The sequence below is a fragment of the Kitasatospora sp. NPDC004669 genome (assembly GCF_040609455.1).
In the GTDB taxonomy this organism is placed as follows: domain Bacteria; phylum Actinomycetota; class Actinomycetes; order Streptomycetales; family Streptomycetaceae; genus Kitasatospora.
The window spans coordinates 354408-377692 of sequence record NZ_JBEXKB010000002.1; the positions used below are offsets into that span (position 1 = coordinate 354408).

At 71.5% G+C, this 23285-nt stretch carries 20 protein-coding genes and 3 pseudogenes; 11 read left to right on the top strand and 12 right to left on the bottom strand.

Annotation, left to right across the window (positions count from 1 at the left end; all coding sequences use genetic code 11):
• Positions 1 to 49 precede the first annotated feature (49 nt).
• The 3 genes from speB (at position 50) to argJ (ending at position 3370) form a co-directional block, all read left to right on the top strand.
• Positions 50 to 1000, top strand: a complete 951-nt coding sequence (speB, locus tag ABZW30_RS03455) for an agmatinase (RefSeq protein WP_355669351.1) — start codon at positions 50 to 52, stop codon at positions 998 to 1000.
• Positions 997 to 1971, top strand: coding sequence for a clavaminate synthase Cs1 (cs1, locus tag ABZW30_RS03460; RefSeq protein ID WP_355669352.1), 975 nt, complete (start codon positions 997 to 999; stop codon positions 1969 to 1971). Before speB ends, cs1 begins: the two co-directional genes overlap by 4 nt.
• Before the next feature lie 217 nt (positions 1972 to 2188).
• Positions 2189 to 3370, top strand: coding sequence for a bifunctional glutamate N-acetyltransferase/amino-acid acetyltransferase ArgJ (argJ, locus tag ABZW30_RS03465; protein ID WP_355669353.1), 1182 nt, complete (start codon positions 2189 to 2191; stop codon positions 3368 to 3370).
• Positions 3371 to 3498: 128 nt separating this feature from the next.
• On the opposite strand, the gene ABZW30_RS03470 is transcribed toward argJ, so the two are convergent.
• Positions 3499 to 4494, bottom strand: coding sequence for an alpha/beta fold hydrolase (locus ABZW30_RS03470; RefSeq protein ID WP_355669354.1), 996 nt, complete (start codon positions 4492 to 4494; stop codon positions 3499 to 3501).
• Positions 4495 to 4579: 85 nt separating this feature from the next.
• Positions 4580 to 5764, bottom strand: a complete 1185-nt coding sequence (locus ABZW30_RS03475; RefSeq protein WP_355669355.1) for an LLM class flavin-dependent oxidoreductase — start codon at positions 5762 to 5764, stop codon at positions 4580 to 4582.
• A 232-nt stretch (positions 5765 to 5996) separates the two neighbouring features.
• Between ABZW30_RS03475 and ABZW30_RS03480 the strand changes: the two genes are divergently transcribed.
• Positions 5997 to 7361: an aspartate aminotransferase family protein gene (locus tag ABZW30_RS03480; protein WP_355669356.1), complete on the top strand. Its 1365-nt coding sequence runs from the start codon at positions 5997 to 5999 to the stop codon at positions 7359 to 7361.
• 61 nt (positions 7362 to 7422) lie between these two features.
• Here the strand turns inward: ABZW30_RS03480 and ABZW30_RS03485 are convergent, their stop codons facing one another.
• From ABZW30_RS03485 to ABZW30_RS03495, 3 genes are all read right to left on the bottom strand, one after another.
• Positions 7423 to 10566, bottom strand: coding sequence for a BTAD domain-containing putative transcriptional regulator (locus ABZW30_RS03485; RefSeq protein ID WP_355669357.1), 3144 nt, complete (start codon positions 10564 to 10566; stop codon positions 7423 to 7425).
• A gap of 683 nt (positions 10567 to 11249) precedes the next feature.
• A complete protein-coding gene (locus ABZW30_RS03490) occupies positions 11250 to 12482 on the bottom strand; it encodes an MFS transporter (protein ID WP_355669358.1) in 1233 nt (410 codons plus the stop codon).
• 1 nt (position 12483) lies between these two features.
• A complete protein-coding gene (locus ABZW30_RS03495) occupies positions 12484 to 13752 on the bottom strand; it encodes an ATP-grasp domain-containing protein (protein ID WP_355669359.1) in 1269 nt (422 codons plus the stop codon).
• Between the two features lie 212 nt (positions 13753 to 13964).
• On the opposite strand from ABZW30_RS03495, the pseudogene ABZW30_RS03500 reads away from it, so the two are divergent.
• A pseudogene (locus ABZW30_RS03500) lies at positions 13965 to 14342 on the top strand (ATP-binding cassette domain-containing protein); the annotation flags it as partial.
• A gap of 85 nt (positions 14343 to 14427) precedes the next feature.
• A complete protein-coding gene (locus ABZW30_RS03505) occupies positions 14428 to 14550 on the top strand; it encodes a hypothetical protein (protein ID WP_355669360.1) in 123 nt (40 codons plus the stop codon).
• 182 nt (positions 14551 to 14732) lie between these two features.
• Here the strand turns inward: ABZW30_RS03505 and ABZW30_RS03510 are convergent, their stop codons facing one another.
• From ABZW30_RS03510 to ABZW30_RS03535, 6 genes are all read right to left on the bottom strand, one after another.
• Positions 14733 to 15443 carry a DUF6193 family natural product biosynthesis protein gene (locus ABZW30_RS03510; protein WP_355669361.1) on the bottom strand — a complete coding sequence of 237 codons (711 nt, stop codon included), beginning with the start codon at positions 15441 to 15443 and terminating at the stop codon, positions 14733 to 14735.
• A gap of 171 nt (positions 15444 to 15614) precedes the next feature.
• Positions 15615 to 16664, bottom strand: a complete 1050-nt coding sequence (locus ABZW30_RS03515; RefSeq protein ID WP_355669362.1) for a hypothetical protein — start codon at positions 16662 to 16664, stop codon at positions 15615 to 15617.
• A 1241-nt stretch (positions 16665 to 17905) separates the two neighbouring features.
• Positions 17906 to 18238 (bottom strand): helix-turn-helix transcriptional regulator, encoded by a 333-nt coding sequence (locus ABZW30_RS03520; protein ID WP_355669363.1) that lies wholly within the window; start codon positions 18236 to 18238, stop codon positions 17906 to 17908.
• Positions 18235 to 19395, bottom strand: a complete 1161-nt coding sequence (locus ABZW30_RS03525; protein WP_355669364.1) for a site-specific integrase — start codon at positions 19393 to 19395, stop codon at positions 18235 to 18237. The genes ABZW30_RS03520 and ABZW30_RS03525 overlap by 4 nt, the downstream gene beginning before the upstream one ends.
• Before the next feature lie 137 nt (positions 19396 to 19532).
• A complete protein-coding gene (locus tag ABZW30_RS03530; protein WP_355669365.1) occupies positions 19533 to 19694 on the bottom strand; it encodes a hypothetical protein in 162 nt (53 codons plus the stop codon).
• Positions 19691 to 20116 carry a phosphotransferase gene (locus ABZW30_RS03535; protein WP_355669380.1) on the bottom strand — a complete coding sequence of 142 codons (426 nt, stop codon included), beginning with the start codon at positions 20114 to 20116 and terminating at the stop codon, positions 19691 to 19693. The genes ABZW30_RS03530 and ABZW30_RS03535 overlap by 4 nt, the downstream gene beginning before the upstream one ends.
• Positions 20117 to 20362: 246 nt before the next feature.
• Between ABZW30_RS03535 and ABZW30_RS03540 the strand changes: the two are divergent.
• A pseudogene (locus ABZW30_RS03540) lies at positions 20363 to 20476 on the top strand (IS5/IS1182 family transposase); the annotation flags it as partial.
• Between the two features lie 26 nt (positions 20477 to 20502).
• Positions 20503 to 21153 carry an IS5 family transposase gene (locus tag ABZW30_RS03545; RefSeq protein ID WP_355669366.1) on the top strand — a complete coding sequence of 217 codons (651 nt, stop codon included), beginning with the start codon at positions 20503 to 20505 and terminating at the stop codon, positions 21151 to 21153.
• Between the two features lie 9 nt (positions 21154 to 21162).
• Here the strand turns inward: ABZW30_RS03545 and ABZW30_RS03550 are convergent, their stop codons facing one another.
• A complete protein-coding gene (locus tag ABZW30_RS03550) occupies positions 21163 to 21657 on the bottom strand; it encodes a hypothetical protein (protein ID WP_355669367.1) in 495 nt (164 codons plus the stop codon).
• 246 nt (positions 21658 to 21903) lie between these two features.
• On the opposite strand from ABZW30_RS03550, the pseudogene ABZW30_RS03555 reads away from it, so the two are divergent.
• The 3 genes and pseudogenes from ABZW30_RS03555 to ABZW30_RS03565 form a co-directional block, all read left to right on the top strand.
• Positions 21904 to 22116, top strand: a pseudogene (locus ABZW30_RS03555) (transposase); the annotation flags it as partial.
• A gap of 153 nt (positions 22117 to 22269) precedes the next feature.
• Positions 22270 to 22671 (top strand): YccF domain-containing protein, encoded by a 402-nt coding sequence (locus ABZW30_RS03560; protein WP_355669368.1) that lies wholly within the window; start codon positions 22270 to 22272, stop codon positions 22669 to 22671.
• Positions 22672 to 22951: 280 nt separating this feature from the next.
• Positions 22952 to 23285: winged helix-turn-helix domain-containing protein (locus ABZW30_RS03565; RefSeq protein WP_355669369.1), on the top strand; the 334-nt coding region annotated here is incomplete at its 3' end.

The window sequence follows — 23285 nt, forward strand, 5'->3', positions numbered from 1 at the left end:
GACCGGTGGCAGCGACCGCAGCACCCGAACCGAAAGGAGCGATGAACGCGTGGAACGCATCGACATCAAGGTCTCACCCCGCTACGCGCAGATCCCCACGTTCATGCGCCTGCCGCACGACCCCGAACCGCACGGCCGGGACGTCGTGGTCATCGGCGCACCGTACGACGGCGGCACCAGCTACCGCCCCGGCGCCCGCTTCGGGCCCCGCGCGATCCGCAACGAGTCCGGGCTCATCCACGGCGTCGGCATCGACCGCGGGCCCGGCACCTTCGACCTGATCAGCTGCGTGGACGCGGGGGACATCGACCTCACCCCGTTCAACATGCACATCGCGATGGAGACCGCCCAGCAGCGGCTGACCGAACTGCTGGACGACAACGGCGCCTTCCTGATGCTCGGCGGCGACCACTCGCTGACCCTCGCCGCCCTGCGCGCCGTCGCCGCCAAGCACGGGCCGGTCGCGGTGCTGCACCTGGACGCGCACTCGGACACCAACCCGGCGTTCTACGGCGGCGAGTTCCACCACGGCACGCCGTTCCGGCACGCCATCGAGGAGAAGCTCGTCGACCCGCGGCGCATGGTCCAGATCGGGATCAGGGGGCACAACCCGCAGCCCGACTCGCTGGACTACGCCCGCGGCCACGGCGTCCGGATCGTCACCTCCGACGACTTCTGCGACCGCGGGCCCGCCGCGACCGCGCGCCTGGTGCGCGAACTCGTCGGCGACGCACCCCTGTACGTCTCGGTCGACGTCGACGTGGTCGACCCGGCCTTCGCCCCCGGCACCGGCACACCGGCCCCCGGCGGGCCCAGCTCCCGCGAGGTGCTGGCGCTGCTGCGCGGCATCGGAGACCTGTCGCCCGTCGGCTTCGACGTCATGGAGGTCTCCCCGCTCTACGACCACGGCGGCATCACCTCCGTCCTGGCCACCGAAATCGGCGCGGAGCTCCTGTACCAGTACGCCCGCGCCCACGCCCGAGAAAGGACCACCTCGTGACCGTCCTGGACTGCTCCGAGCACGCGGCCGACCTGCGCGCGCTCGCCGCCCGGCTGCCGCGGGTCCCACGCGCGGACCTGCCCGCCTTCCTCGACGCCGCGCACGCGGCGGCCGGCGACCTGCCCGCCGAACCGGCCGCGGCGCTGGACGACTTCAACACCCGCGGCAGCACCGACGGCTACCTGCTGCTGCGCGGCCTGCCGGTGGAGGAGGACGACGCCCTGCCGTCCACCCCGACCAGTACCCCGGCGCCGGTGGACCGCCCCCTGCTGGTCATGGAGGCCATGCTCGGCATCGTCGGCCGCCGGCTCGGCCTGCACACCGGCTACCGGGAGCTGCGCTCCGCCACCGTCTACCACGACGTGTACCCCTCGCCGGGCGCCCACCACCTGTCCTCCGAGACCTCCGAGACGCTGCTGGAGTTCCACACGGAGATGGCGTACCACGTGCTGCAGCCCAACTACGTGATGCTCGCCTGCTCCCGGGCCGACCACGAACGCAAGGCCGCCACCCTGGTCGGCTCGGTCCGCAAGGCCCTGCCGCTGGTGCCCGCCGAGGTGCGCGCCCACCTGTACGACCGGCCGGTGCCCTGCTGCGTGGACGTGGCCTTCCGCGGCGGCGAGGAGGACCCCGGGGCGATCGCCAACGTCCGGCCGCTCTACGGCGACCCGGCCGACCCGTACCTCGGCTACGACCGCGAACTGCTCGCGCCCGAGGACCCGCGGGACGTCGAGGCCGTCGCCGCGCTCTCCAAAGCGCTGGACGAGGTCACGGAGGCGGTGCACCTGGTCCCCGGGGACGTCCTGATCATCGACAACTTCCGCACCACCCACGCCCGTACGCCGTTCACCCCGCGCTGGGACGGCAAGGACCGGTGGCTGCACCGGGTCTACATCCGCACCGACCGCGGCGGCCAGCTGTCGGGCGGCGAGCGGGCCGGCGACGTGGTCGCCTTCACCCCGCGCCCCTGACCCGCCGCGCACCCGAAGGGCCCGCAGGAGTGAACGGCCGCCGGCCGCCTGCGGGCCCTTCCGCCGTACTTCCCTTCAAAACAGGCAAGTTGGCAGAGCGTCGGAAGCCGGCACCGGGCCGACTCGACCCGCCAGGCGGCACATGATGGGATCGACCGGACACCGCACCGGCGTGTCGGCACGCCGGTGCACTCGGCCTCTCGGGAGACGATGGACCATGACCGAAATCGCAGCTGATGAGCCACGGGGGTTCGCGGTGCACACCGCGCCGGTCGGACTGGGCGACGACGGGCGGGACGACTTCACCGTCCTGCTCTCCACCCGACCGGCGGTGGTGAGCGCGGTCTTCACCCGCTCCCGGTTCGCCGGCCCCAGCGTGACCCTGAGCCGGGCCGCCGCCGCGGACCGCAGCGCCCGGGGCGTCGTCGTGCTGGCCCGAAACGCGAACGTCGCCACCGGAGCCCAGGGCGAGGCGAACGCCCGCGAGGTCCGGACCGCCACCGCGCGGGCGCTCGGCCTCGCCGAGGACGAGTTGCTGATCGCCTCCACCGGGGTGATCGGCCGTCAGTACCCGATGGCCGGGATCCTGGACCACATCGGGACGCTGGCCGGCCCGCTGCCCGAGGGCGGCTTCGACCGGGCCGCGCGGGCCATCATGACCACCGACACCCGGCCCAAGACCGCTCGCGCCCGGGTCGGCGACGCCGTGGTGATCGGCATCGCCAAGGGCGTCGGGATGATCGAGCCCGACATGGCCACCCTGCTGACCTTCTTCGCCACCGACGCGCTGCTGGACCCCGAGGAGCAGGACCGGATCTTCCGCCGGGTGATGGATCGGACCTTCAACGCGGTCAGCATCGACACCGACACCTCCACCAGCGACACCGCCGCGCTGTTCGCCAACGGCCTGGCCGGCGCCGTCGACCCGGCCGCCTTCGAGCAGGCGCTGTACGAGGTGGCGCTCGCCCTGGTCAAGGACATCGCGAGCGACGGGGAGGGCGCCGGCAAGCTCATCGAGGTCCAGGTCTCGGGCGCGCGGGACACCGCCCAGGCCAAGCGGATCGGCAAGTCCGTGGTCAACTCCCCGCTGGTGAAGACCGCCGTGCACGGCGGCGACCCGAACTGGGGCCGGGTCGCGATGGCGATCGGCAAGTGCGCCGACGACACCGACATCGACCAGGAGAAGGTCGCCATCCGCTTCGGCGACGTCGAGGTCTACCCGCCGAGCGGCCGCGGCGCCGAGGGCGAGGGCGAGCTGCGGGCCGCCGTCGCCAAGCAGATGCAGGGCAGCGAGGTGGTCATCGGCATCGACCTCGGCATCGCCGCCGGTGCCTTCACCGTCTACGGCTGCGACCTGACCGAGGGGTACGTGCGGCTCAACGCCGACTACTCGACCTGACCGAGGGGTACGTGCGGCTCAACGCCGACTACTCGACCTGACCGCGCCGGCCGCCGAACGGCGGCCGTACGGCTCGCGCCCCCGGGAGGCGGACCTCCCGGGGGCGCAGCCGCGTACGGGGCCGGCCGTCAGGCGGCCGCCGGCGCCGGCCGCCCGGCCAGCAGGGCGGAGACCGCGTCGCCGATGAACTCCCGGTCGGCGGCGGTCGCCCCCGCACCGGCCAGGTGGCCCCACACGCCCGGGATCACCCGCAGGGCGGCGCGCGGCATCAGGGTGGCCGCCCTCGCCTCGTCCTCCACCGCGAAGCACAGGTCACGGGCGCCGGGCAGCAGCACGGCCTCGGCCGTGACCGAGCCCAGCGCGGCCTCCGCCCTGCCGCCGAAACCGGGCGTCGCCCCCACGTCGGCACGGGCCCAGGTCCCGACCATGGCCAGCAGGTCCTCGGTGGACGGCCCGGCGACGAAGAACTCCTCCCAGAAGCCGGTGAGGTACGCCTCCCGGGAGTCGAAGCCCAGCTCCCGGTACCCGCCCTCGGCCCAGAACGGGTGCGAGGCCGCCCACCCGGCGAAGACCCGGCCCGCGGCCCGCCGGCCCCGTTCGGCGCCCCCGTCGGCGCGCAGCGCGGCGGCCAGCGCCGCCAGGAACACCTGGTTGTGCTCGCTGGTCACCGCCGACCCGCAGACCGGCGCGATCCGGCGGACCATCTGCGGGTACGACACCGCCCACTGGTAGGCGTGTGCCGCGCCCATCGACCAGCCGGTCACCAGCGCCAGTTCGTTGACCCCCAGCTCCTCGGTGAGCAGCTGGTACTGGGCGCTGACGTTGTCCTGCGGGGTGATCCGGGGGAAAGCCGCCCCCAGCGGGTGGTTGCTCGGCGAGCTGGACACGCCGTTGCCGAACAGGCCGACGGTGATGACGCAGTACCGGCTGGTGTCCAGCGGTCTGCCGTCCCCGATCAGCCAGTCGTACGCGGTGTGGTCGCCGCCGAAGTAGGACGGGCACAGCACGGCGTTGCGGCCCTCGGCGTCGAGCGTCCCGTGGACCGCGTAGGCGATCCTGGCCGACGGCAGGGTCCCCCCGTCGGCCAGCGGGAGGCTGTCCAGTTCGAAGACGCGGTGGTCCACCGGCTTCTCCTCTGTGATGAGCGGCCCCGCGGGGGCCGGACGGTCGGTCGGTGTCGTGGCGGGCGGTGTCCCACTGCCGCCGGGTTCACAGCCAGTTGGGCGCGATCTCGGTCGCCCAGAGCTCCAGGCTGCGCATCTGCACGTCGTGCGGGATCAGGCCGGAGTACTGGCACTGCAGCAGGTACTCGGGGTCGTGCCGGGTCACCAGCTTCTCGATCTTGCGGTTGATGTCGTCGGGGGTGCCGACCCATTCGAGGCCCCGCTCGACCAGGGTCCGGTAGTCCGCGCCGATCGGGCCGGTCTCACCGACGTGGCGCAGGCTCTCGGTGAACCCCATCGGGCCGAACCAGTTCTCGAAGATGAAGCCGCCGCCGCGGGCCGCCCAGTGGTGGGCCTCGTCGGCGTCCCTGGCCACCAGCACGTCCTTCATCACCCCGACCCGCTCGCCGCGCCGCAGCCGGCCGTGCCCGGCGGCCTCGGCCTCCTCCTGGTAGAGGTCCATAAGGCGGCGGACGATCTGGTCGTCGGTGTTCATCAGGATCGGCACCACACCCTCGCGGGCACAGAACCGGAAGGTGTCCTCGCTGAAGCTGAACGGCTGGAACACCGGCGGGTGCGGGTGCTGGTACGGCTTCGGGGCGATGCCGACCTCCTGCACCACGCCGTTCTCGTCGAGGCCACGGCCGAAGCTGCGGACCGCGTCGTAGGGAAACTCCAGGTCCTTGGGCGGGATCGTCCACTGGGCGCCGGTGTGCGAGAAGGTCTCGGTGGTCCACGCCTTCTTGAGGATCTCCCAGTGCTCCTCGAACAGCGCCCGGTTGCGCACGTCGTTGGCGCCGGCGTCGGACAGCGTCCCGCCGACCCCGAACGGCTGGCCCATGATCTCGGCCCACCGCTTCTGGAAGCCGCGCGCGATCCCGACGAAGGTCCGGCCCCGGGTCATGTGGTCGAGCATCGCCAGGTCCTCGGCCAGCCGCAGCGGGTTGTGGAACGGCAGCACGTTGGCCATCTGGCCGACCCTGATGTGCTTGGTCTGCATGGCCAGGTACAGGCCCAGCATGATCGGGTTGTTGGAGACCTCGAAGCCCTCGACGTGGAAGTGGTGCTCGGTGAACGACAGTCCCCAGTAGCCGAGTTCGTCGGCCGCCTTGGCCTGCTGGGTGAGCTGCCAGAGCATGTTCTGGTAGTTCTGCCGGTTCACCCCGGACATGCCCTTGAGCACCTGGTCATGGCTGCCGACGGTCGGCAGGTAGAAGAGGATGGACTTCACTGGTGGTCCTTTCGCGCCGCGCCGCGACGCCGCGGCTGAATACGGAGGAGGGTGGGGTCGACGGTGGCACCGGGTTCTTGCGAATCGTTTGACGCGCCGCCTGTCGGCCGACCGGCCCCGGCGGCGGCCGGCGCGGCCGGGCGGGTGGCGGCACGGAGCGGGACGTCCAACGGGCGCCAAGGCGTCGCTGACAGCCTGGTGGCGGGCCTCATCCGATCCGAAGGAGCTCGCTTTGAACCCAGCAACTGCCACCGCCCCCGGTGCGACCGGCACCGGGCTCGCGGCCGCGGACCGCGCGACGCTCATCCACCCCACGCTGCCGGCCCACCGGACGGACCGCACCGTCCTGGTCTCCGGCGCGGGCTGCCGGGTCACCGACGCGGCCGGCCGCGAGTACCTGGACGCCTCCGCCGTCCTCGGCGTGACCCAGGTGGGCCACGGCCGCGCGGAGCTCGCCCGGGCCGCCGCCGACCAGATGACCCGGCTGGAGTACTTCCACACCTGGGGCACCGTGACCAACGACCGTGCGGTGGAACTCGCCTCCCGGCTCGCCGAGTTGGCCCCGGATCCGCTGCGCCGGACGTACTTCACCAGCGGGGGCGCGGAGGGCAACGAGATCGCGCTGCGGATGGCGCGGCTGTACCACCACCGGCGCGGCGAGCCGCAGCGCACCTGGATCCTGGCGCGCACGATGGGCTACCACGGCATCGGCTACGGCAGCGGCGGCGTGTCCGGATTCCCGGTCTACCACAACGGGTTCGGCCCCAGCATGCCGAACGTGCACTTCCTGACACCGCCGCACCCCTACCGCGAGGAGCTGTTCTCCGGCACGGACGTCACCGAGTTCTGCCTGGCCGAACTGCGGGAGTCGATCGAGCGGATCGGACCGGAGCGGATCGCCGCGATGATCGGCGAACCGGTGATGGGCGGCATCGGCGCGGTCGTCCCGCCGGCCGACTACTGGCCGCGCGTCGCCGAACTGCTGCGCTCCTACGGCATCCTGCTGATCCTGGACGAGGTGATCACCGGGTACGGCCGCACCGGGCACTGGTTCGCGAGCGAGCACTTCGGGGTGGTGCCCGACATCCTGGTCACCGCCAAGGGCCTCACCTCGGGGTACATCCCGCACGGCGCCGTGCTGGTCACCGACGCGGTCGCCGACGCCATCACCGCCGAGCAGGGCTTCCCGGTGGGCTACACCTACACCGGGCACCCGACCGCGTGCGCCGTCGCGCTGGCCAACCTGGACATCATCGAACGCGAGGGGCTGCTGGCCAACGCCACCGCCGTCGGCGGTCATCTGCGAGGCCGGCTGGCGCAGTTGCTGGACCTGCCGGTGGTCGGGGAGATCCGCGGGGTCGGGCTGATGCTGGCCGTCGAGCTGACCTCGGACCGGGCGGGCCGGCGCCCGCTTCCGCACGGCACCACCGAGGTGGCGGACGCGCTGCGCGAGCAGGCCGGCATCATCCTGCGGACCAACCCGTACGCGCTGGTGATCAACCCGCCGCTGGTGTTCACCCGGCAGGACGCGGACCAACTCGTCGACGGCCTGCGGTCGGTGCTCTCCCGGGTGGACCCCGACGGACACGTGCGCTGACCGGTCGACGGACCCGGTCCGCGGCGGCAGCGCGGCGGACCGGCCGCGCTGCCGCCGCGGGCTATCCCGCCCCGGCGAGCAGCGCGGCGAACGGCCACTGCGGCCGCCGCAGCACGTACTCGCCCCGCAGCTCGATCTCGTCGGCCATGGTCCGTACCGTCGCACGGGCCAGGTCCGGCAGCCCGGCGTGGTGCTCCGCCTCGGCGAGCAGCCCCAGGTGCAGGGCCCGCCGGAACACCGTGCCGGACCGGGACGCCGCGTCCAGGGCCCAGCGCATCCGCCGCAGGCCGATGCCGGGCCGGCCGCGGCGCACCTCGGCCCAGCCGAGCAGGACGGCCAGCATGTACTGCCAGTGGCTCAGCTGGCAGCGCACGGTCAGGTCGACCCCGGCGGTGCTGGCCTGCCAGGCCCGTTCCACGTCCCCGTCGAGCACGGCCAGCAGCGCGTCGACATACAGCGCGAAGGCGCGGTCCCACGGCCGGTCGCAGCTGTCCGACTCGGAGAACTGCAGCAGTTCCTCGCGGTAGCGTTCGGCGGCCGCGGGGTCGCCGAGCAGGACGTGGCTGACGGCCAGGTGGGCCCGGTAGTTGATCCTGGGGTCGCTGCGGGACAGGCCCATGAACCGGTCCGGCTGTTCCTTCCCGCCCTGCGCGTCGACCAGCGGGAGCCCGCACTCCAGTTCGGCGACGGCCTCCTCCAGTCGGCCGGCCGTGTACCGCAGCACGCCCTTGCCGTAGCAGGCGGCCGTCCGGGCCTCGGTCCCGCCGCCGTGCTCGGCCAACTCCTCCAGCAGCGCGACCAGTCCGGACACCCGGGGGTGGTCGCCGCCGGCCAGGTGCATGATGACCCGGGAGGCCAGCAGCGCGGTCGGCCGGGTGTTGTCGAGGGTCCTTTGCAGCACCTCCACCCGGGTACAGGCGTCCGTGACCGCCGGCGACCCGTACCCGCGGGTCATGGACAGCAGCCAGACGACCCGCTTCTGCAGCTCCAGTTCGGCCGCGACGGATCGGTCCCGGGGCTGCCCGCGCAGCACGTCGATGGCATGCGACAGCCAGGCGTGGGCCTCGGAGTGCAGCAGCCGGCGCTCGGCGAGGTCGGCCAGGCCAACCAGGGGCTGCACCGCCTCGCGCAGGTCGAGTTCCTGCGCCGCCCGGCCGCAGTGGTAGCCGATGGTCTCGGCGCAGTCAGTGCGGGCCGTGCCGAGCGCGCCGTCGGCCAGCGCACCCGCCACCCGGTGGTGCAGCCGGGCACGGTGGACCGGGTCGAGGTCGGCGAGCAGCATGTCCCGCACCAGGCCCTGGGCGAACCGGAAGCCGTGCGGGTCGACCGGGTCAGGACTCAGCAGCCCGCTGTGCAGGGCCTCGTTGATCAGGCCCGGCGCTTCGCCCAGCCCGGCCAGCACGCCGGTGAGCAGCCGGCGGTCCACGGTCGGGCCGATCACCGCACAGGTCTGCAGCACCCGGGTGACGCCCTCCGGGCACTCCGCGAGGCGCGCACGCAGCACCAGCCGCAGGTCGAAGGAGACCGCGGCGGTCGGTTCGGCGGGGTCGGCGACGGCGCCGGCCGACGGCCGCAGCTTGGTGAGCAGGTACGGATTGCCGCCGGTGGCGCGGTGCGCGGCCGACACCAGGTCCCAGGTGAGCGGCTCGCCGTCGGTGCGGTCGATCAGGGTCCTGGTCTCGGCGAGCGAGAGCACGTTGAGGTGCATGTACTCGGCGGCGACCTCCTGGAGCAGGTCGGCCACCGCGCGCCCGAGTTCGGGGCGCAGGGCGAGCCGGTGCTCCCGGACGGTCGCGACGACCAGCAGGTCGGTGTCGCGGATCTCCTTGGTGAGCAACTGGAGCAGGGCCAGGGTGCGGCTGTCGGCGAGGTGCAGGTCCTCCAGGAAGAGCACCAGCGGGCGGCGGGCGGCCGTCAGCAGGGCCTGGCAGACGGCGTCCTGGAAGACCAGGTGCTGGGCGGGAGAGAGCGTCGCCTCGGCGCCCGTGAGGCCCGGTGTCCGGTCCGGGCGCAGCATGCCGAGGGCGTCCAGGACCGGCTCGGGCAGCGAGGCCAGCTCGTGGGCCCTGGCGCGGCGCAGCTTGCGGACGACCCGGGTCCACAGCCAGTAGTCCGGGAGTTCGGGTCCGGCGGCGCAGTGCGCCCAGAGGGCGTCCATGTCGGCGGCCGGCAGTCCGCTCTCCAGTTCCTGGAGCAGCCGGGTCTTGCCGACGCCCTGTTCACCGATCACCAGGACGGTACGGCCGCGGCGGCCCGGCCCGGTCAGCGCCCGCAGGGTGTCCAACTCCCGGGTCCGGCCGACCAGTTGCCCGGCCGGTGCGGGGACCGGCACAGGGGCCGGCGCGGGGCGCGGCGGTTCGGACGCGGGGGCGGGGGTCGGGTCGGACGGCCGCAGGGCGTCGACGTCGGTGACCACGGTGAGGCGGGGGCGGGGGGCGGCCGGGGAGGCGGCCGGCCGGCCCAGGTACACGAGGTCCTGACGCAGGATCGCCCCGTGCAGCTCCTGGAGTTCCTTGCTGGTGTCGGCGCCCAGCTCCTCGGCGAGGTGGGCGCGGATCCGTTCGAAGGTCAGCAGCGCCTCGGCGGGCTGGCCGCAGTGGTACTGCGCCAGCATGAGCTGGCAGCCGAGGCGTTCCAGCATCGGGTTGCGCCGGACCTCGTCGTCGAGTTCGCGCACCACCTCGTCGTAGCGGGCGAGGCCCAGGCAGGCGTCGGCCCAGACCTGCAGGCCCGTCAGGCGCAGCTGTTCGAGCCGGGCGGACTCCAGCTGGGCGAAGTCGTAGGCGGCCAGCTCCCCGTACGGGGTGCCGTGCCACAGACCGAGCGCGTCGTCGATGGTGCCGCGGGCCGCGGCCAGGTCTCCGCGGGCGAACTGCTCGCGCCCGCTCTCGACCGCGGCCTGGAACCGGCTGGCGTCGATGCAGTCCCGATCGACCTCCAGGACGTAGCCGGGGGCCTGGTAGCGCAGGGCCAGCAGGCGGTCCCTGGGCGGCCCGGGGGTGTGGCTGTCGATCGCCTTGCGCAGCCGCGAGACGTACGACTGGAGGGTGCCGACCACCGCCTGCGGCGGCGAGGAGCCCCAGATGGCGTTGATGATCCCGGAGACCGACACCACCCGGCCCGCGTTGATCAGCAGCAGTGCCAGCAAGGCCCGTTGTCGCGGTGGGCCCAGGTCCAGCTCCCGCCGGCCGGCCTGCACCGACATCTGTCCCAGCACCCGGATCGGTGGCGCAGGGGTCCGTAACACGAGATCGGCAGCTGCGTGGTCAACTTGGCTCATCTCATCACATCCCGTCAAGCAAGACAGCTGGTGCATCCGCGATGGCCGCAGGGGTGAGCCCGCGTCACGGCGTGATTCAGGTAATGTCCGAACATGGCCGGGGATGTCGCGGCGGCCAGCCGTACGGAAGTACGGACGGCGGGGGCCTCGGGGAGTCGCCGGTCCCGTGTGGTGACCTCTCCCTGCCGTCACCGACGGTTGCTGATCCGGCGGCGCTGGGGGGGCTGGGGAGGGCGCGGGAGCCGTCGACGGGTGTGGTGCCGGGCGCTCTCAGGCCAGGCGTCTGGGTGGGGTGCGACGAGGACGGCGTGGGGCGGAAATGGTGGTGCCTCCCTTGGCGCGACCAGCCGTGATCCGTATGCGTACGCGTGGCGGAGCAGCACGGGCTTAGCCATGTCACTGTCATGTGAATCATGAACGCTGCCAGGCTACCCCGGATGAGACGGTCATAAAACCCATCATCGGACAGGGATGCGTGTCCATCTTGACGGCTACGGAAGGTGACAGGAACGGGTCCACGCCGGAGCACCGCACGCGGGTACGGGGGGAGTCGCCACGCCGTCACAAGAGCGGCTTGGCGAGCGGGTCGGGCTGGAGCCGAGGCCGGATCAGGGGGACGTGGCGGTCTCCTTGCTGCCGGGCACGGCCTCGGCCCGGGGCTCCCCGCGCAGCCGGGCCAGCAGCAGGTGGCCGCCGACGCAGACCACGGCCAGGCACAGGCAGGCACCCCACACCATCGCGGTGCCGGAGGCCTCGATCACCCGGCCGCTGAGCACCGGCGCCAGCGCCACCGACACGCTCCAGGTCGACAGGAACCAGCCCTGGTAGCCGCCCTGCCGGCCGGGTGGCGACAGCGCGGCCACCAGCGCCATGCAGGTCGGCCAGACCACGATCTCGCCGAGGCTCCACAGCACGACACTCGCCCCATACCCGGCGGTGCCGTGCACGGCGGCGGTCAGCCCCATGCCTAGGCCGGTCACCAAGGTCGCCGCGGCCAGCGCATACTCCGGCCGCAGCCGCCCCGCCAACTTCGTCAGCGGGAGCTGGAGCACCGCGATGACCAGGCCGTTCATCATCATCGCCGCGCCGTAGTCGGCGGCGGACAGCCCGTCCGCCGTCATCGCCAGCGGCAGCGCCACCAGCGGCTGTTGGAAGATCAGCCCGAGCAGCAGCACCGAGCCCAGCAGGACCAGGAACGCCGGCGCCCGGTGCACCGCCCCCGCCGCCCCGGCCGCGCCCGCCGCCCGGCCGGTGCCCGGCGGCGGCCGGGTCTCCGGCACCCGCAGGTAGACCATGACACCGGCGAGCAGATTGGCCAGCGCGTTGACCAGGAACAGCAGCAGGAAGCCGTGGGACGCCGCGAGACCCGCCGTGACGGCGGCCGCCGAGAAACCCAGGTTGGTCGCCCAGTAGATCAGCGCGTACGCCCGCGGCAGGTCCTCGGGTGCCACCAGGTCCGCGACGGCCGCCGCCCGCGCCGGGCGGGTGGCGTTCAGGCCCACCCCCACCGTGAGGGTGAACAGCAGGACCGGCGCCCGGCCGTGGGCCAGGCCGAGCCCCAGCATGCCGGTGACGGTGAGGACTTCACTCGCCAGCAGCACCGTCCGCCGCCCGACCCGGTCCGCCAGGATGCCGCCGAACAGCGAGGCGATCCCGCTGCCCACCCCGAACGTGGTCAGGGTCAGGCCGGTGAAGAAGACCGAGTAGCCGCGCACTGTGGTGAGGTAGATCGCCATGAACGGCACCACGAAGCCGCCCGCGGAGGTGACCAGCGTCCCGCCCCAGAGCCACCAGAACGGGCCCGGAAGCCCCCACGGTGCCCTGGCCGTCCGGGTCGGCACGTCAGTTCTGCCCTTCGTACTCGACCCTGAGGGTCCGTGAGAGACGGTCACGGAACTCCACCGCCGCAGCGTCCGAGGGGTGCTGCGACAGCACGATCGCCGGGTACCCCGACCAGTCCGGGTACGGCCGCAGCAGCGCGCCGGGGCCGACGGTCTGCGCCACGTGGTCCACGCAGGGCTCTTCGCGCACCTCGTCCAGGCCGTGCACCCGGGCGATCCGGCCGCCGCTGCCCACCGGCACCAGGTAGGCCGCCGCGTGACCGGTGCCCACCGGCTCGCCGGTCCAGCACTCGGGTTCCCGGCCGAGGTGGATGCGGATCGCCTCCGCCGCGAGGTCGATCCCGCTGCTGACGTGCACCAAGTGGTGCATGAACCCGCCGCCGCCGATCCGCGCCCCCATCTCCAGCAGGACCGGCCGGGTGCCCGAGACCAGGCGCAGTTCGGTGTGGGTGGTGCCCTCGGTGATGCCGAAGGCGTGGTGCGCGCCGACCACCTCGCGCTCGACGGCCGCCAGCACGTCGGCCGGGAGCTGGGCGGGGGCCCGCACCGTGGTCTCCTCGAAGTACGGTCCGCTCAACTCCCCCTTGTAGCTGATGGCGCAGACCCGGACCCGGCCGCGGTGCACCAGCGACTCGGCGGAGATCTCGGGGCCGTCCAGGTACTCCTCGACCAGCACCCCGCAGCCCTCGGCCGCCGCGCCGTCGTACCCGAGGTGGGCGTTGCACAGCGCCCAGGTGGTGCGCACCGCCCGCTCCAGCTCCTGGCCGGAGTCGACCCGGATCACGCCGAGGCTCGAGTAGCCGTTGGCCGGCTTGACCACGACCGGGAAGCGCAGGCCCGCCGCGTCCGCCCAGTCGTCCGGGTGGCCGACGGCGACGAACCCCGGGACGGCCAGGCCGGCGGCGCGCAGCAGCCGGCGCATGCTGCGCTTGTCCCTGACCACCTCCGCCGCCTCCTCGGTCAGTCCGGTGAGCCCGAGCACCCGCGCGGCCCGGGCGACAAAGGGGACGGCCTTCTCGTTGCCCGCCATGATCCCGTCGAACGGCTCGCGGCCGAACCGCTCCACCAGCGCGGCCAGCGCCGCGTCGGGGTCCCCGTCGACGTCCAGCGGCAGGAGTTCGACCACCCCGGCGGCCTTACGGGCCCGCTCGACGTCGTCGTCCCCCCGGGGCACCAGGATCAGGTCGGCACCGGCGCGCTCCGCGGCCTCGAACACCCAGGGCAGAGCGGAGAACTGACCGACCAGGACGAGTTTCGGGCGCTGCCGCATAGGGATCTCCGTACGAGAGTGGTAGACGTGGGGGTGCCCGGCGACCGGGCGCCCGCCACGGCCGTTCGACCGGCCCGGTTCGCGGGCCGCGTCCGGGCGGCCGCGCGGAACACGACGCAGCCTTTCCCAGCACTCTTGGCGGATCCTTGCAAACGGTTTGACGTCCCGGTTCGAGCTCCCGGGCGGGAGCGGACCGCGGTGGCCGCCGCCTCCTGAGATCGCGGCGCGGCCTGCCGCCCGCCCCCGTCCGCAAGCAGACCGTCGATGCGGTGCGAGGCATCGACTTCGACGTGGCCGCCGGGGAACCGGTCGGTTTCCCGGGCCCCAACGGGGCCGGCAAGACCACCACCCTGCGCATGCTCACCACCCTGCTGCGCCCCACCGGGGGCAGCGCCACCATCGGCGGCTGCGACCTGCTGACCGACCCCGAGGGCGTCCGCCGCCGGATCAGCTACGTCGCCCAGTGCGACCCCACCTGGCCGGAGCCAAAGGCCCGGTCGGCCTGCCGCCGAGCGACTTCTCGTTCAACGGCCCCCAGGGCATATACCCGACCTGCGAGGGCCGGACGTGGGGTCTCCCCCGGCCGGGTTGACGTGGGCCTGTTGGGCGAGGAGGTCGGCGAAGGCCACAGTGAGGGGGTCGGGGCGGAGCAGGGCGCCATCGAAGCGGGGCGGGATGATGTCGGCGGGCACCAGGGCCGAGCCCGGCCACGGCGAGCAGCGGTGCGGCCGAGGTCTGTTCGGCGCGGACCGCCGCCCGGGCGTGCTGCACGTCGACGGCGGCGGCCGCCTCGCCTGATCTCCGGCCCGCCGGACCGGCGGAGGCCGTACGCACCGGTGCCGTATCACCGGTCCTTCCGGCCGGTCCGACCCGACGTATGCCGGGTTCGCGGTCGACCGGGACTGGAGGCGACGGGTACAAGAGGAGTCACCTGGAGCTGGCATGAACACGATCGCTGCCGCTACCGCTCGAACAACGCTCTAACGCGCCGGCCCGATCCCCTCCGGCAGGACGGCGACCACGAAGGCGACGGCCTCCTCCGGCGTCTCGAAGCGCGCGAGCAACTCGCTCCGGTTCCGTACCCCGTAGAACCCCTCATCGTGCGGCCAGATCATGTACCCGACCCGTGTCGTATTCCATCGCGCCGTGGTACTGGTGGAGAACCAGAGGTTGAAGTGGCTGGTCACCGGCATCAGTTGGCGGAGCGCCGGCTGGGTGTACGCGGCCGCCAACAGCGCATGCACGCGCGGGAACCGGTTCATCGGCGGCATGTGGATGCCGTCGAGCTTGAGGCACCACGCCAACTCGACAACACCGAGCGGCTCCCGCTCGTGCGCGAGGGCCCAAGGGCGGAACTCGATGCACGGAGCCTGCTCCTTGGTCTCCTCGAGCCCCGCTCCGCCGGTCCAGGCCACCGTGGCCCTGACCACCTCGGCCGGATCGGCGGTCCACCCGCAGGCCAGGCGCCGGCCGTTGCTCTGGAGATACACCCAGAAGGCACGCCGCTGCTCGTCGGCCGGACGCACCGACACCCGCCGGCCGAGCCCCGCGTCGACGTACACCGCTATGCCGCTCCACTGCCCGTCCGGCTCAGGCAAGACGACCCCGAGGCCCTCCGCCACACGCCCCAGCGTCTCCTGGAGCACCCCGCCGCCCCAGTTACTCTCGCCGGACCCCACCCCGAAGCTCATCCCGCCAGTATGCCGCCGAGGGCATCGACGGTCCCAGTCGATCAGGTGTCAGTTCTCCCGGCTCCGGGCAAGGCGGCCTCGGAGTTCGGCCAGGTGCCCTTCAGTGACCCAGCTGGCCCGGGGCTCCTAGCTCTGTTCGGCCCGGCGTCGGCCGGCGGCGATGTTTTTCCGTCATCGGGGGATGGGGCCGCCACGGTGAGGGTGAGCCGTGTGGATGTACTTCATGGCCGAGGTGACGGAGATTCCGAATACGCGGACGAGGTGGACGGGGTCTTCGGTCTCGCGGGCCTCGTCCAGGATTCGGTCGACGCGAACAGCACGCAGAGTCACACCGGCAGGGTCGAAGCGCCGGTAGTTGTAGTCACCGCTGACTGGGTTGATGGTGCTGGCGGTCTGCTGGGTGATGAGCAGGTGGGGGTTGGCGGTGCGTGGCCACCGTCGGTGCCGGTAGCGCAGCCAGGCGTGCAGCAGTGTGGTCGTGGTGTCATCGAGGTGGACGATGTGGCGGCCGTGCGCGCGGCGGATCAGAAGCTGTCGGCGGGTGAGCAGAACGTCGGAGAGGGTGAGGTTGCGCAGGTCGGTGCCGTTGGTCGCGTGGAGGGCGGCCAGGGACAGGACCAGGCGGTCGGCGGGGCGAGTGCTGCTCTCCAGGAGCCCGGCGAGCCGGTCGGGGGCCAGAGTGGCGGGCAGCAGTTCACGGTGGGTGACGTGCAGGCCGCGGGTGGGGTCGGCGAAGACGAGCTTGGCGTGTTTCAGAGCGCGGAAGAGCGACCGGAGGGCCACTGCGCGCTCGTGGGCACGTGGTCCTTTGACCGCGGTGACAGCGTCGGTGACATCGGTGGTGGTCACTTGACGCAAGGTGGTGTATCGGGTGGTCCATTCGGCGAGTGGGGCGGCCAGGTAGAGGAGGTAGCGGCGTATGGCGCCGTAGTCGGTTGCGCGGTGGTGGGAGCGGGTGAGTCCGCGCAAGACCCTTACCCAGGTGTCGAGTTCGTCGCTTATGCGGGGCGGGAAGGTGGCGATGGTGCGTTGGACGAAGGCCTCGTTGCGGTTGCGGCGTGGAGGCGAGGGCAGGAGCTGTTCGCGTTGATCGAGGAAGGCGATCAGCCCTCCGATGCGACCGCTGCTGCGGAGCGAGCGGTTCAGCGCCCGCAGATCGTCCTCGCGGAAGGTGGCGTCGGCGCCCAGCCAGGTGGCGGCGGTCCGCAGAATCCGCGTCATGGACTCGCGGGAGTGCTGGCTCCAGCGGTGCTCGGCGGTGTAGCGGGCGAAGTCTGCCAGCAGGGCCTTTACCTGAGGCGGCGGGGGTGGCAGTAGGGTGCCGACCAGCGGGCGCCAGTCTCGCTCTGAGTCGAAGATCGTCAGCTGGCCTGCATGCTGTATGCCGGGTGGGCTGAGTGCCGGTCGATCTGTGTGGGAGGCTTCGTAGCGTACTGCCGCCCGGCGCGGGGGACGGCCCGGTGAACCGAAGCTGTCGCCAGGTGCCGGCCTCGGCGTCGGATCCCAGCCGGAGGCGGTGGCTCGTGCAGTCGCGGCATCGACCGTCCTGCAGGGGAAGCGGACCGGCGCCACATCGTCCGCAGCGGCCTTGCTGGTCAGCGTTCTTGCGGCGCCAGTAGGCACAGGCGTCGCATAGTTGGTTTCGACCCCACGAGAGGCAGTGGGCGCAACTACGGGGCTGGGGCTGTGATCGGGGCCGCCGGGCATGCGGCAGTACAGTCACCTCGCGATCCAGCCCTGGGGCCAGCAGCCCGGCCTTGTCGAGGACCGTGGTGACCCCGGCGCGTTTGTAGGGCAGTGCGTCAAGGATGGCGGCGTCGATCAGGTCCTGGCCTGCGGCGTCGCGAGCCGCCAGGGCAAGAGTCAAGGCGTCCATGGCACTTATGCGCCAGGTGGGGCTCAGGCGGTGTTCGGCCTGCACTTCGTCGATCAGCGGCTTCAGCCGTTCCAGGTCGTCATGAAGCCGTCCTCGGAGCAAGACGGCGTGGCGCTCCAGCAGTCGGTAGGGCGCGGGAAACAGGGCCATCTGGCCAGGTACTGCCGGCGGGCAGATCCGCCCGTCGTCCACGACGGAGACAGGACGCTGGGCGCGTGCCCAGCCAGGCGTCTGGTAGCGGCCGTCGGAGTGCAGTCGGTAGGTGCCGGTGGGCCTCGCGCGCCGCCGGATGGATGCCGGCAGGCAGAACGCGAGCTGGGTCCACACCGGGTGCAGTGCTGCCTGGGCCGGTTCGTAGTACCAGGCCGCGTCGTACTCAGTGATCGCCACAACGCATGCCCGGCAGAAGCCTTCGTCGTTGACCCGCCACAGATGCTTGCAGCGTCTGCACTCGGCCGCCGGGCGGTGTCGCTTGGAACGCCACTGGTGGCACGGAGAACAGAACGGCGGCTGCACTCGCAACCCCCAGCCGAGGCAGCCCGCGCACTGTCCCAGCGAGGGCAGTCGCTTGCGCGGTGGTGTCATCTCAGTTCGGCGGGAGCGACCTCGGCCGCCCCGCTCCGCTCGACCGGCGCGGCACCGGCCGCGGCAACTCACCAGCAGCCTTCGCCAGTTCCTCAGCCTGGGCCGCCGGAGCCTTGGCCACGGGCTCGGCGACCAGCAGGTCCGCGACCGTGCACTGCAGTGCGGCACAAATCAGGTCCAGGTCTTCCAGTCGCACCGTCACCGGTGTGCCCGACCAGAGGGCCGAGACCTTCGACAGCGACGGGGTGAACCCCACTTCTTCGAACACGGGCATCAGCTCGCTGGGTCGCCAGATGCCCCGATTGGCCGCCGCCCAACGCAGGTTCCACTTCACGACAGACCCCCCGCATCCACGCGCAACCGCTGTGCTGCCCTGTTCGACGAACGCCGGCTCGCCATCTCCGGATCGGCCTGAGCAGACAAAATGTACCGAACCGTGGTCGTCGTCCAGTCATGACCAAGCAACTTCTGTACCTCCCACAGCGACATCCCCGCCTCGTTACGGTGCGTGGCGCAAGCGTGCCGAAGCAGATGCGGAAAGATCCGTTCGACCGGGCCCGACAGGTGAGCCACCGAGGCCCGCGCCAGCGCCTTCCGCAGCGTCGAAGTCGTCACCGCGGGGCCCACCGGACTCGGCCCGCCGCCGAGATCCCGGGCCAGGCGCTCCGAGGGCCAAACCGGTGACTCGGGGTGCTCGGGGTCGTCCGAGAACAGCCCTCGCACTTCCTCCACGTACCACCACAGCAGCTCACGGCCCTCGGCGAACAAGAACGCCTCGCGCTGCCGCGGCCCCGAGCCTCGGGCGCCCTTGCCCTGGACGACGAACCGCCCGAAGTCGCCCGCCTCCCAGTGCAGGTCCTTCATCCGCATCTGGCACAGCTCCGACGCCCTCACTCCGGATATGTAGATCAATTTCGACATCACGTAGTCCCGGCATGCCACCGCCTCCTTGCGCGCGTGCGCCAGCTCCCGCCGCCAGCCGGCGAAGAACTCGCCGACCGCACGCGCCGAAGGCGGCACCCGCAAGCCGAAGTCGCCGCGGTGTGCATGTCGGTTGAACGGATCGATCGGCGACTCGACCGCCGCCCCGAACCGCTGGAAGATCTCGTGCGCGTAGCGTTGCCTCAGGAACGCGAAGAAGTGGTCGATCCGGTTCAGCTTCGAACGCACAGTTGGTGGCTGGCGCTTGCCGACTCCGGCGAAGTAGGCATCGACGTGACATGGAGTCAGCCGCCACGGCACGACGCCGTAGTGGTCGCACACCTCGATCACCGGCTTCGTCAGCCCGTCCAACGTCGAGGACGCCAAGCCCGCCACATCTCGTGCCCACTGGTACTCGACCAGCGTGTCCATGAAGAACAGCTGCTCGTCCTCCTCATCGGCCCCGCCGGCGTAACGGCGCTGCAGCAGCAGCACATCGCTCAGCCCTGGCTCGCCGCCCAGCAACTCCGCCTCTGGGGGTTCACTGGGCGGTGGTACGAGGGAGAGCACGCGTGTCCTGAGATCTGCCACGGACCCAGAAATTACAGCAGCAACTCCTGAAATTCAGGAGAGCGGCCTAAAATCCGGGATGGTCGCTCAGCGGGCCCGATGAGCCTCCAGCCAGCTGAGATGGAACGACGCGCCGCTCAGTACTCTCGGGAACCCGCTCGTACTCCAGTTACGGTCCAGGCCGGCTGCGGGGACCAGTTGCGGGCGGCGTAGTGCACGGCGGCGATCGTGTCGGTGTCCTTGTCGTGGACGATCACGCAGACCGCGTTCCGGCTGTTCATCACGCTGGTGTTCGTCAAGGTGTCCACTCCTTGTCGAAGTGCCGGAGGCTGTCGGTGATCCAGACGGGCCGGATGGCGTGCCAGCTGAACCGGTAGCCGTTGGTGCGGTGGTAGGGCGTGGTGAGGATGTGGTGGAACTCGCACCACGCGGCGAGCTCGCGCCGGGAGCATCCGGGCAGGCCGCGGTTCCTCGGGTGGTGGTTGTAGACGTCCACGGTCCGGCGGATGGTGTCGTCGGGTAGCGGACCGGTAGTCATGGCAGTGCTGACGATGAGCTTGGCAAGGTCGTAGCCGAAGGGGGCGAGGGTGAGGGAGTCGAAGTCGATGACGGCCACCGCGGTATCGGTGATGAGGAAGTTGCGCGGGTTGGCGTCCCTGTAGAACGCGGTGGGCATCGATGCGGCCCGCTCCAGCCAACCGTCGACCGCTTCGGGGCTCAGTGCCTGATCACTAACCCGGCGGACCGCTGGATCGGGTGATCAACGTGGGGCGAATGCATAGAAGGAGGACCTCCTGGTAGCTCGAGAGGTGTCAACGCAACTCGATCACCAGAAGGTCCTGTGCCGCAGTTCTACCGTGAGTCCCGCGGTCGCTTCAACTTCCCTTCCTCGGCGTGTTGTTGTGCCGCTCACCTGTACGGATCCGCGCACGAGCAGCCCGACCGGCAGCCGGTGTGCTCCAGCGACATGTCCGACGCGGAGTGGGAGATCACCCTCGCTGCGCTGCCCACGCCGCCGTGGCTGGAGGGTCGTGGCGGCCGTCCGGCCCGGTACTGCGAACGCCAGCTCATCGACGCGGTCCGCTACGTCGATGACAGCGGCTGCAAGTGGCGCCAGCTCCCGGTCGACTTCCCGCCCGTTCCGCCGTCTACGCCTACTTCCAGCGCACCGCCGAGAACGGCGCCCTGGCCGAGTACCACGAGCGGCTCCGTGACCGCGTCCGCGAGAGCGAGGGCCGCGCCGCGGAGCCCACCGCTGCGATCATCGACTCCCAGTCCGTACCCGCAGCCGAGACCGTCTCCGCAGGTCACCGCGGTTACGACGCGGGGAAGAACATCGACGGCCGCAAACGCCACATCGCCGTCGACACCCTCGGCCTGCTGCTGGCCTGCCTGGTCACCCCCGCGAGCGTCCCCGACCGCGACGCCGCCGAGCCACTGCTCGAGTTCCTGCACGACCAGCACGCACACGTCACCCTGGTGTGGGCCGACGGCGGCTACACCGGCCTCCTGATCGAGTGGGCCCTGGCCGCGCTCACCCTGACCGTCGCCGTCGTCAAATGCGTCGACGACACCAGCGGCTTCACCGTCCTACCTCGCCGCTGGGTCGTCGAGCGCACTCTGTCCTGGATCTGCCGGCGCCGACGCTGCGTCCGCGACTACGAACGCCTGCCCGCCCACCACCTCGCCATGGTCACCTGGTCGATGACCATCCTCATGACCCGCCGCCTGACCCGACGAGCAGGCCGCACTGGATGAACCAGTCGGTCAAGCCGCCGCAGCCCGCACGGGCGCCAACATAAACCGGCCTCGATCGGCCTGCACCGCCCACCCCCGCACGACCAGCCGCTTCGCCTTCCCCCGAACGCCCTCGACCGCCGAGGCCGTCGCCTCCAGCCCGAGCAGCCGGGTCAACTCACCCGCCTGCAAAGGCTCCGGGGACGCCTCCAACGCCTGTGCCAACTGTCGGTAGATCCCGGGCAGTGCGGTCAGACCCATGCCCGGTTCCCGGACCGGCACGGCCACCCGGATCCCGCCTTCCAGTCCCGCGCCCGCCGGGCCGATCGCCACCGCACTGCCCCGATCGCCGGGCTCCGCGCGCAGCACGTCCCGCAGCGTCTCCCGGGCGATCACCAGCCGCGACAACTCCGCCTCGGCCTCCCCGAGAGCAGCAGCCAGCCGGGCCGCCTCCCCCCGGAGCCGCTCGACCTCACGACGAGCCCCGGCTTCCCGCTCCTCCACCAGCCCCAACACCGACGGCACCAGCAACCTCCAACCACAGCGAAAGAGACGAACCACCACATCTCTCCCACGCAGAACGGAAGTTCACTCCACCCAACGATCACCCGATCCAGCGAATACGGATGGTTAGTGATCAGGCTCTGACATACCCGCGCAGCACATCGCGGCCCTGGGTGCTCTCCGCCCCGACGGAGGTCGGCCGGTCTCCAGCAGAAACCTTGACAACCGAACGACGTGCGCTCCTTGCGCGAACGCGGCCTCGCCGGGATCAACCGCGAGATCAAGCGCCGCACCGACGTCGTCCAGGTCTTCCCGAACGACGACGCGCTCCTGCGGCTGGTCACCGCCGTGCTCTTCGAGCTCCACGACGAAGGGATCGCCTTCCCCCGCCGCTACCTGCCCAAAGGCAGCATGGACCAGCTCTACCCGGCCAAGCTCCCCGAAAGCGCCCCCGCACTACCCAACACGCCCACCGAATGATCGGCTCCCGGCACCAAGCGGGACACGACCCCCTATCTGAGCCTGCAACCCGGACCGATCCCTGAGGAACACCCCCTAAGGGCGTAGACACGCTCACCGGCGGGCATGGCACGGTCGTAGTGCAACGCCATCAGCCGTGAGAAGGTACCCAGCATGAGCGCAATAAAGTTCATCCTCAATGTCATCTGGTTGGTTTTCTGCGGCATTTGGATGGCTCTTGCCTACGTACTCGCCGGGATTGTCTGCTGCCTGCTCGTAATTACCATCCCATTTGGCATTGCCTCGTTTCGAATTGCTGGCTTCATACTGTGGCCGTTCGGGCGGACCACCGTCGAGCGCCGGGACGCCGGGGCCGCGTCCTGCATCGGGAACGTCATCTGGTTCGTGTTCGCCGGGTGGTGGCTGGCCATCGCGCACCTGCTCACCAGCATCCCGCTGTTCCTGTCGATCATCGGGATCCCGTTCGGATGGGCGAACCTCAAGATGATCCCGATCTCGCTGATGCCGCTCGGCCGCGAGATCGTCTCCACCGACCGGGAGTGGGGCACCTACTAGCCTCCACCAACGCTGATGGCCGACGAGGGCAGAGCTCCTCGTCGGCCATCGGTGTTTGCGCTGGTCAGGCGCGCGGCAGCGTCAGGCGGAAGCGGAGCGGCGAAAGTGCGGCGTGCTGAGCACCCGAACGCGATTCCGTTACTGACTTCGGCTCGTCAGGGTGAACTGTCCCGGTTTGCCTGACGGGCTCGTTGTGGTGGCTGTATCCGACTGGTGTGTGAGATATGCGAATGGGGGCGGGCTGACCGCCGCGGGACGGCTACGCCGGGAGACGGTGCGGATGCAGGCTGCCGAGCTGTTCGAGCAGGAGGTCAAGCCGACGGAAGTGGCCCGACGTCTGCGGGTGAGTTCGAAGTCGGCCTACCAGTGGCGCCAGTTGTGGCGCGGGGGCGGGGTCGAGGCGCTGACGTCACGCGGGCCGGGCGGGTCGCGGTGCCAGCTGTCGCCGCGTTGCCCGGAGAAGCTCGCCGCGTATCTGGACCAGGGCCCGGCCGCGCGCGGCTGGGTGGAGGACCAGGTATGGACGGCCGCGCGGGTGGCCACGCTGATCGGGCGCAAGTTCCACGTCTCGTACAGCGTCTCGGGTGCTACGAGGCTGATGCACCGGCTCGGCT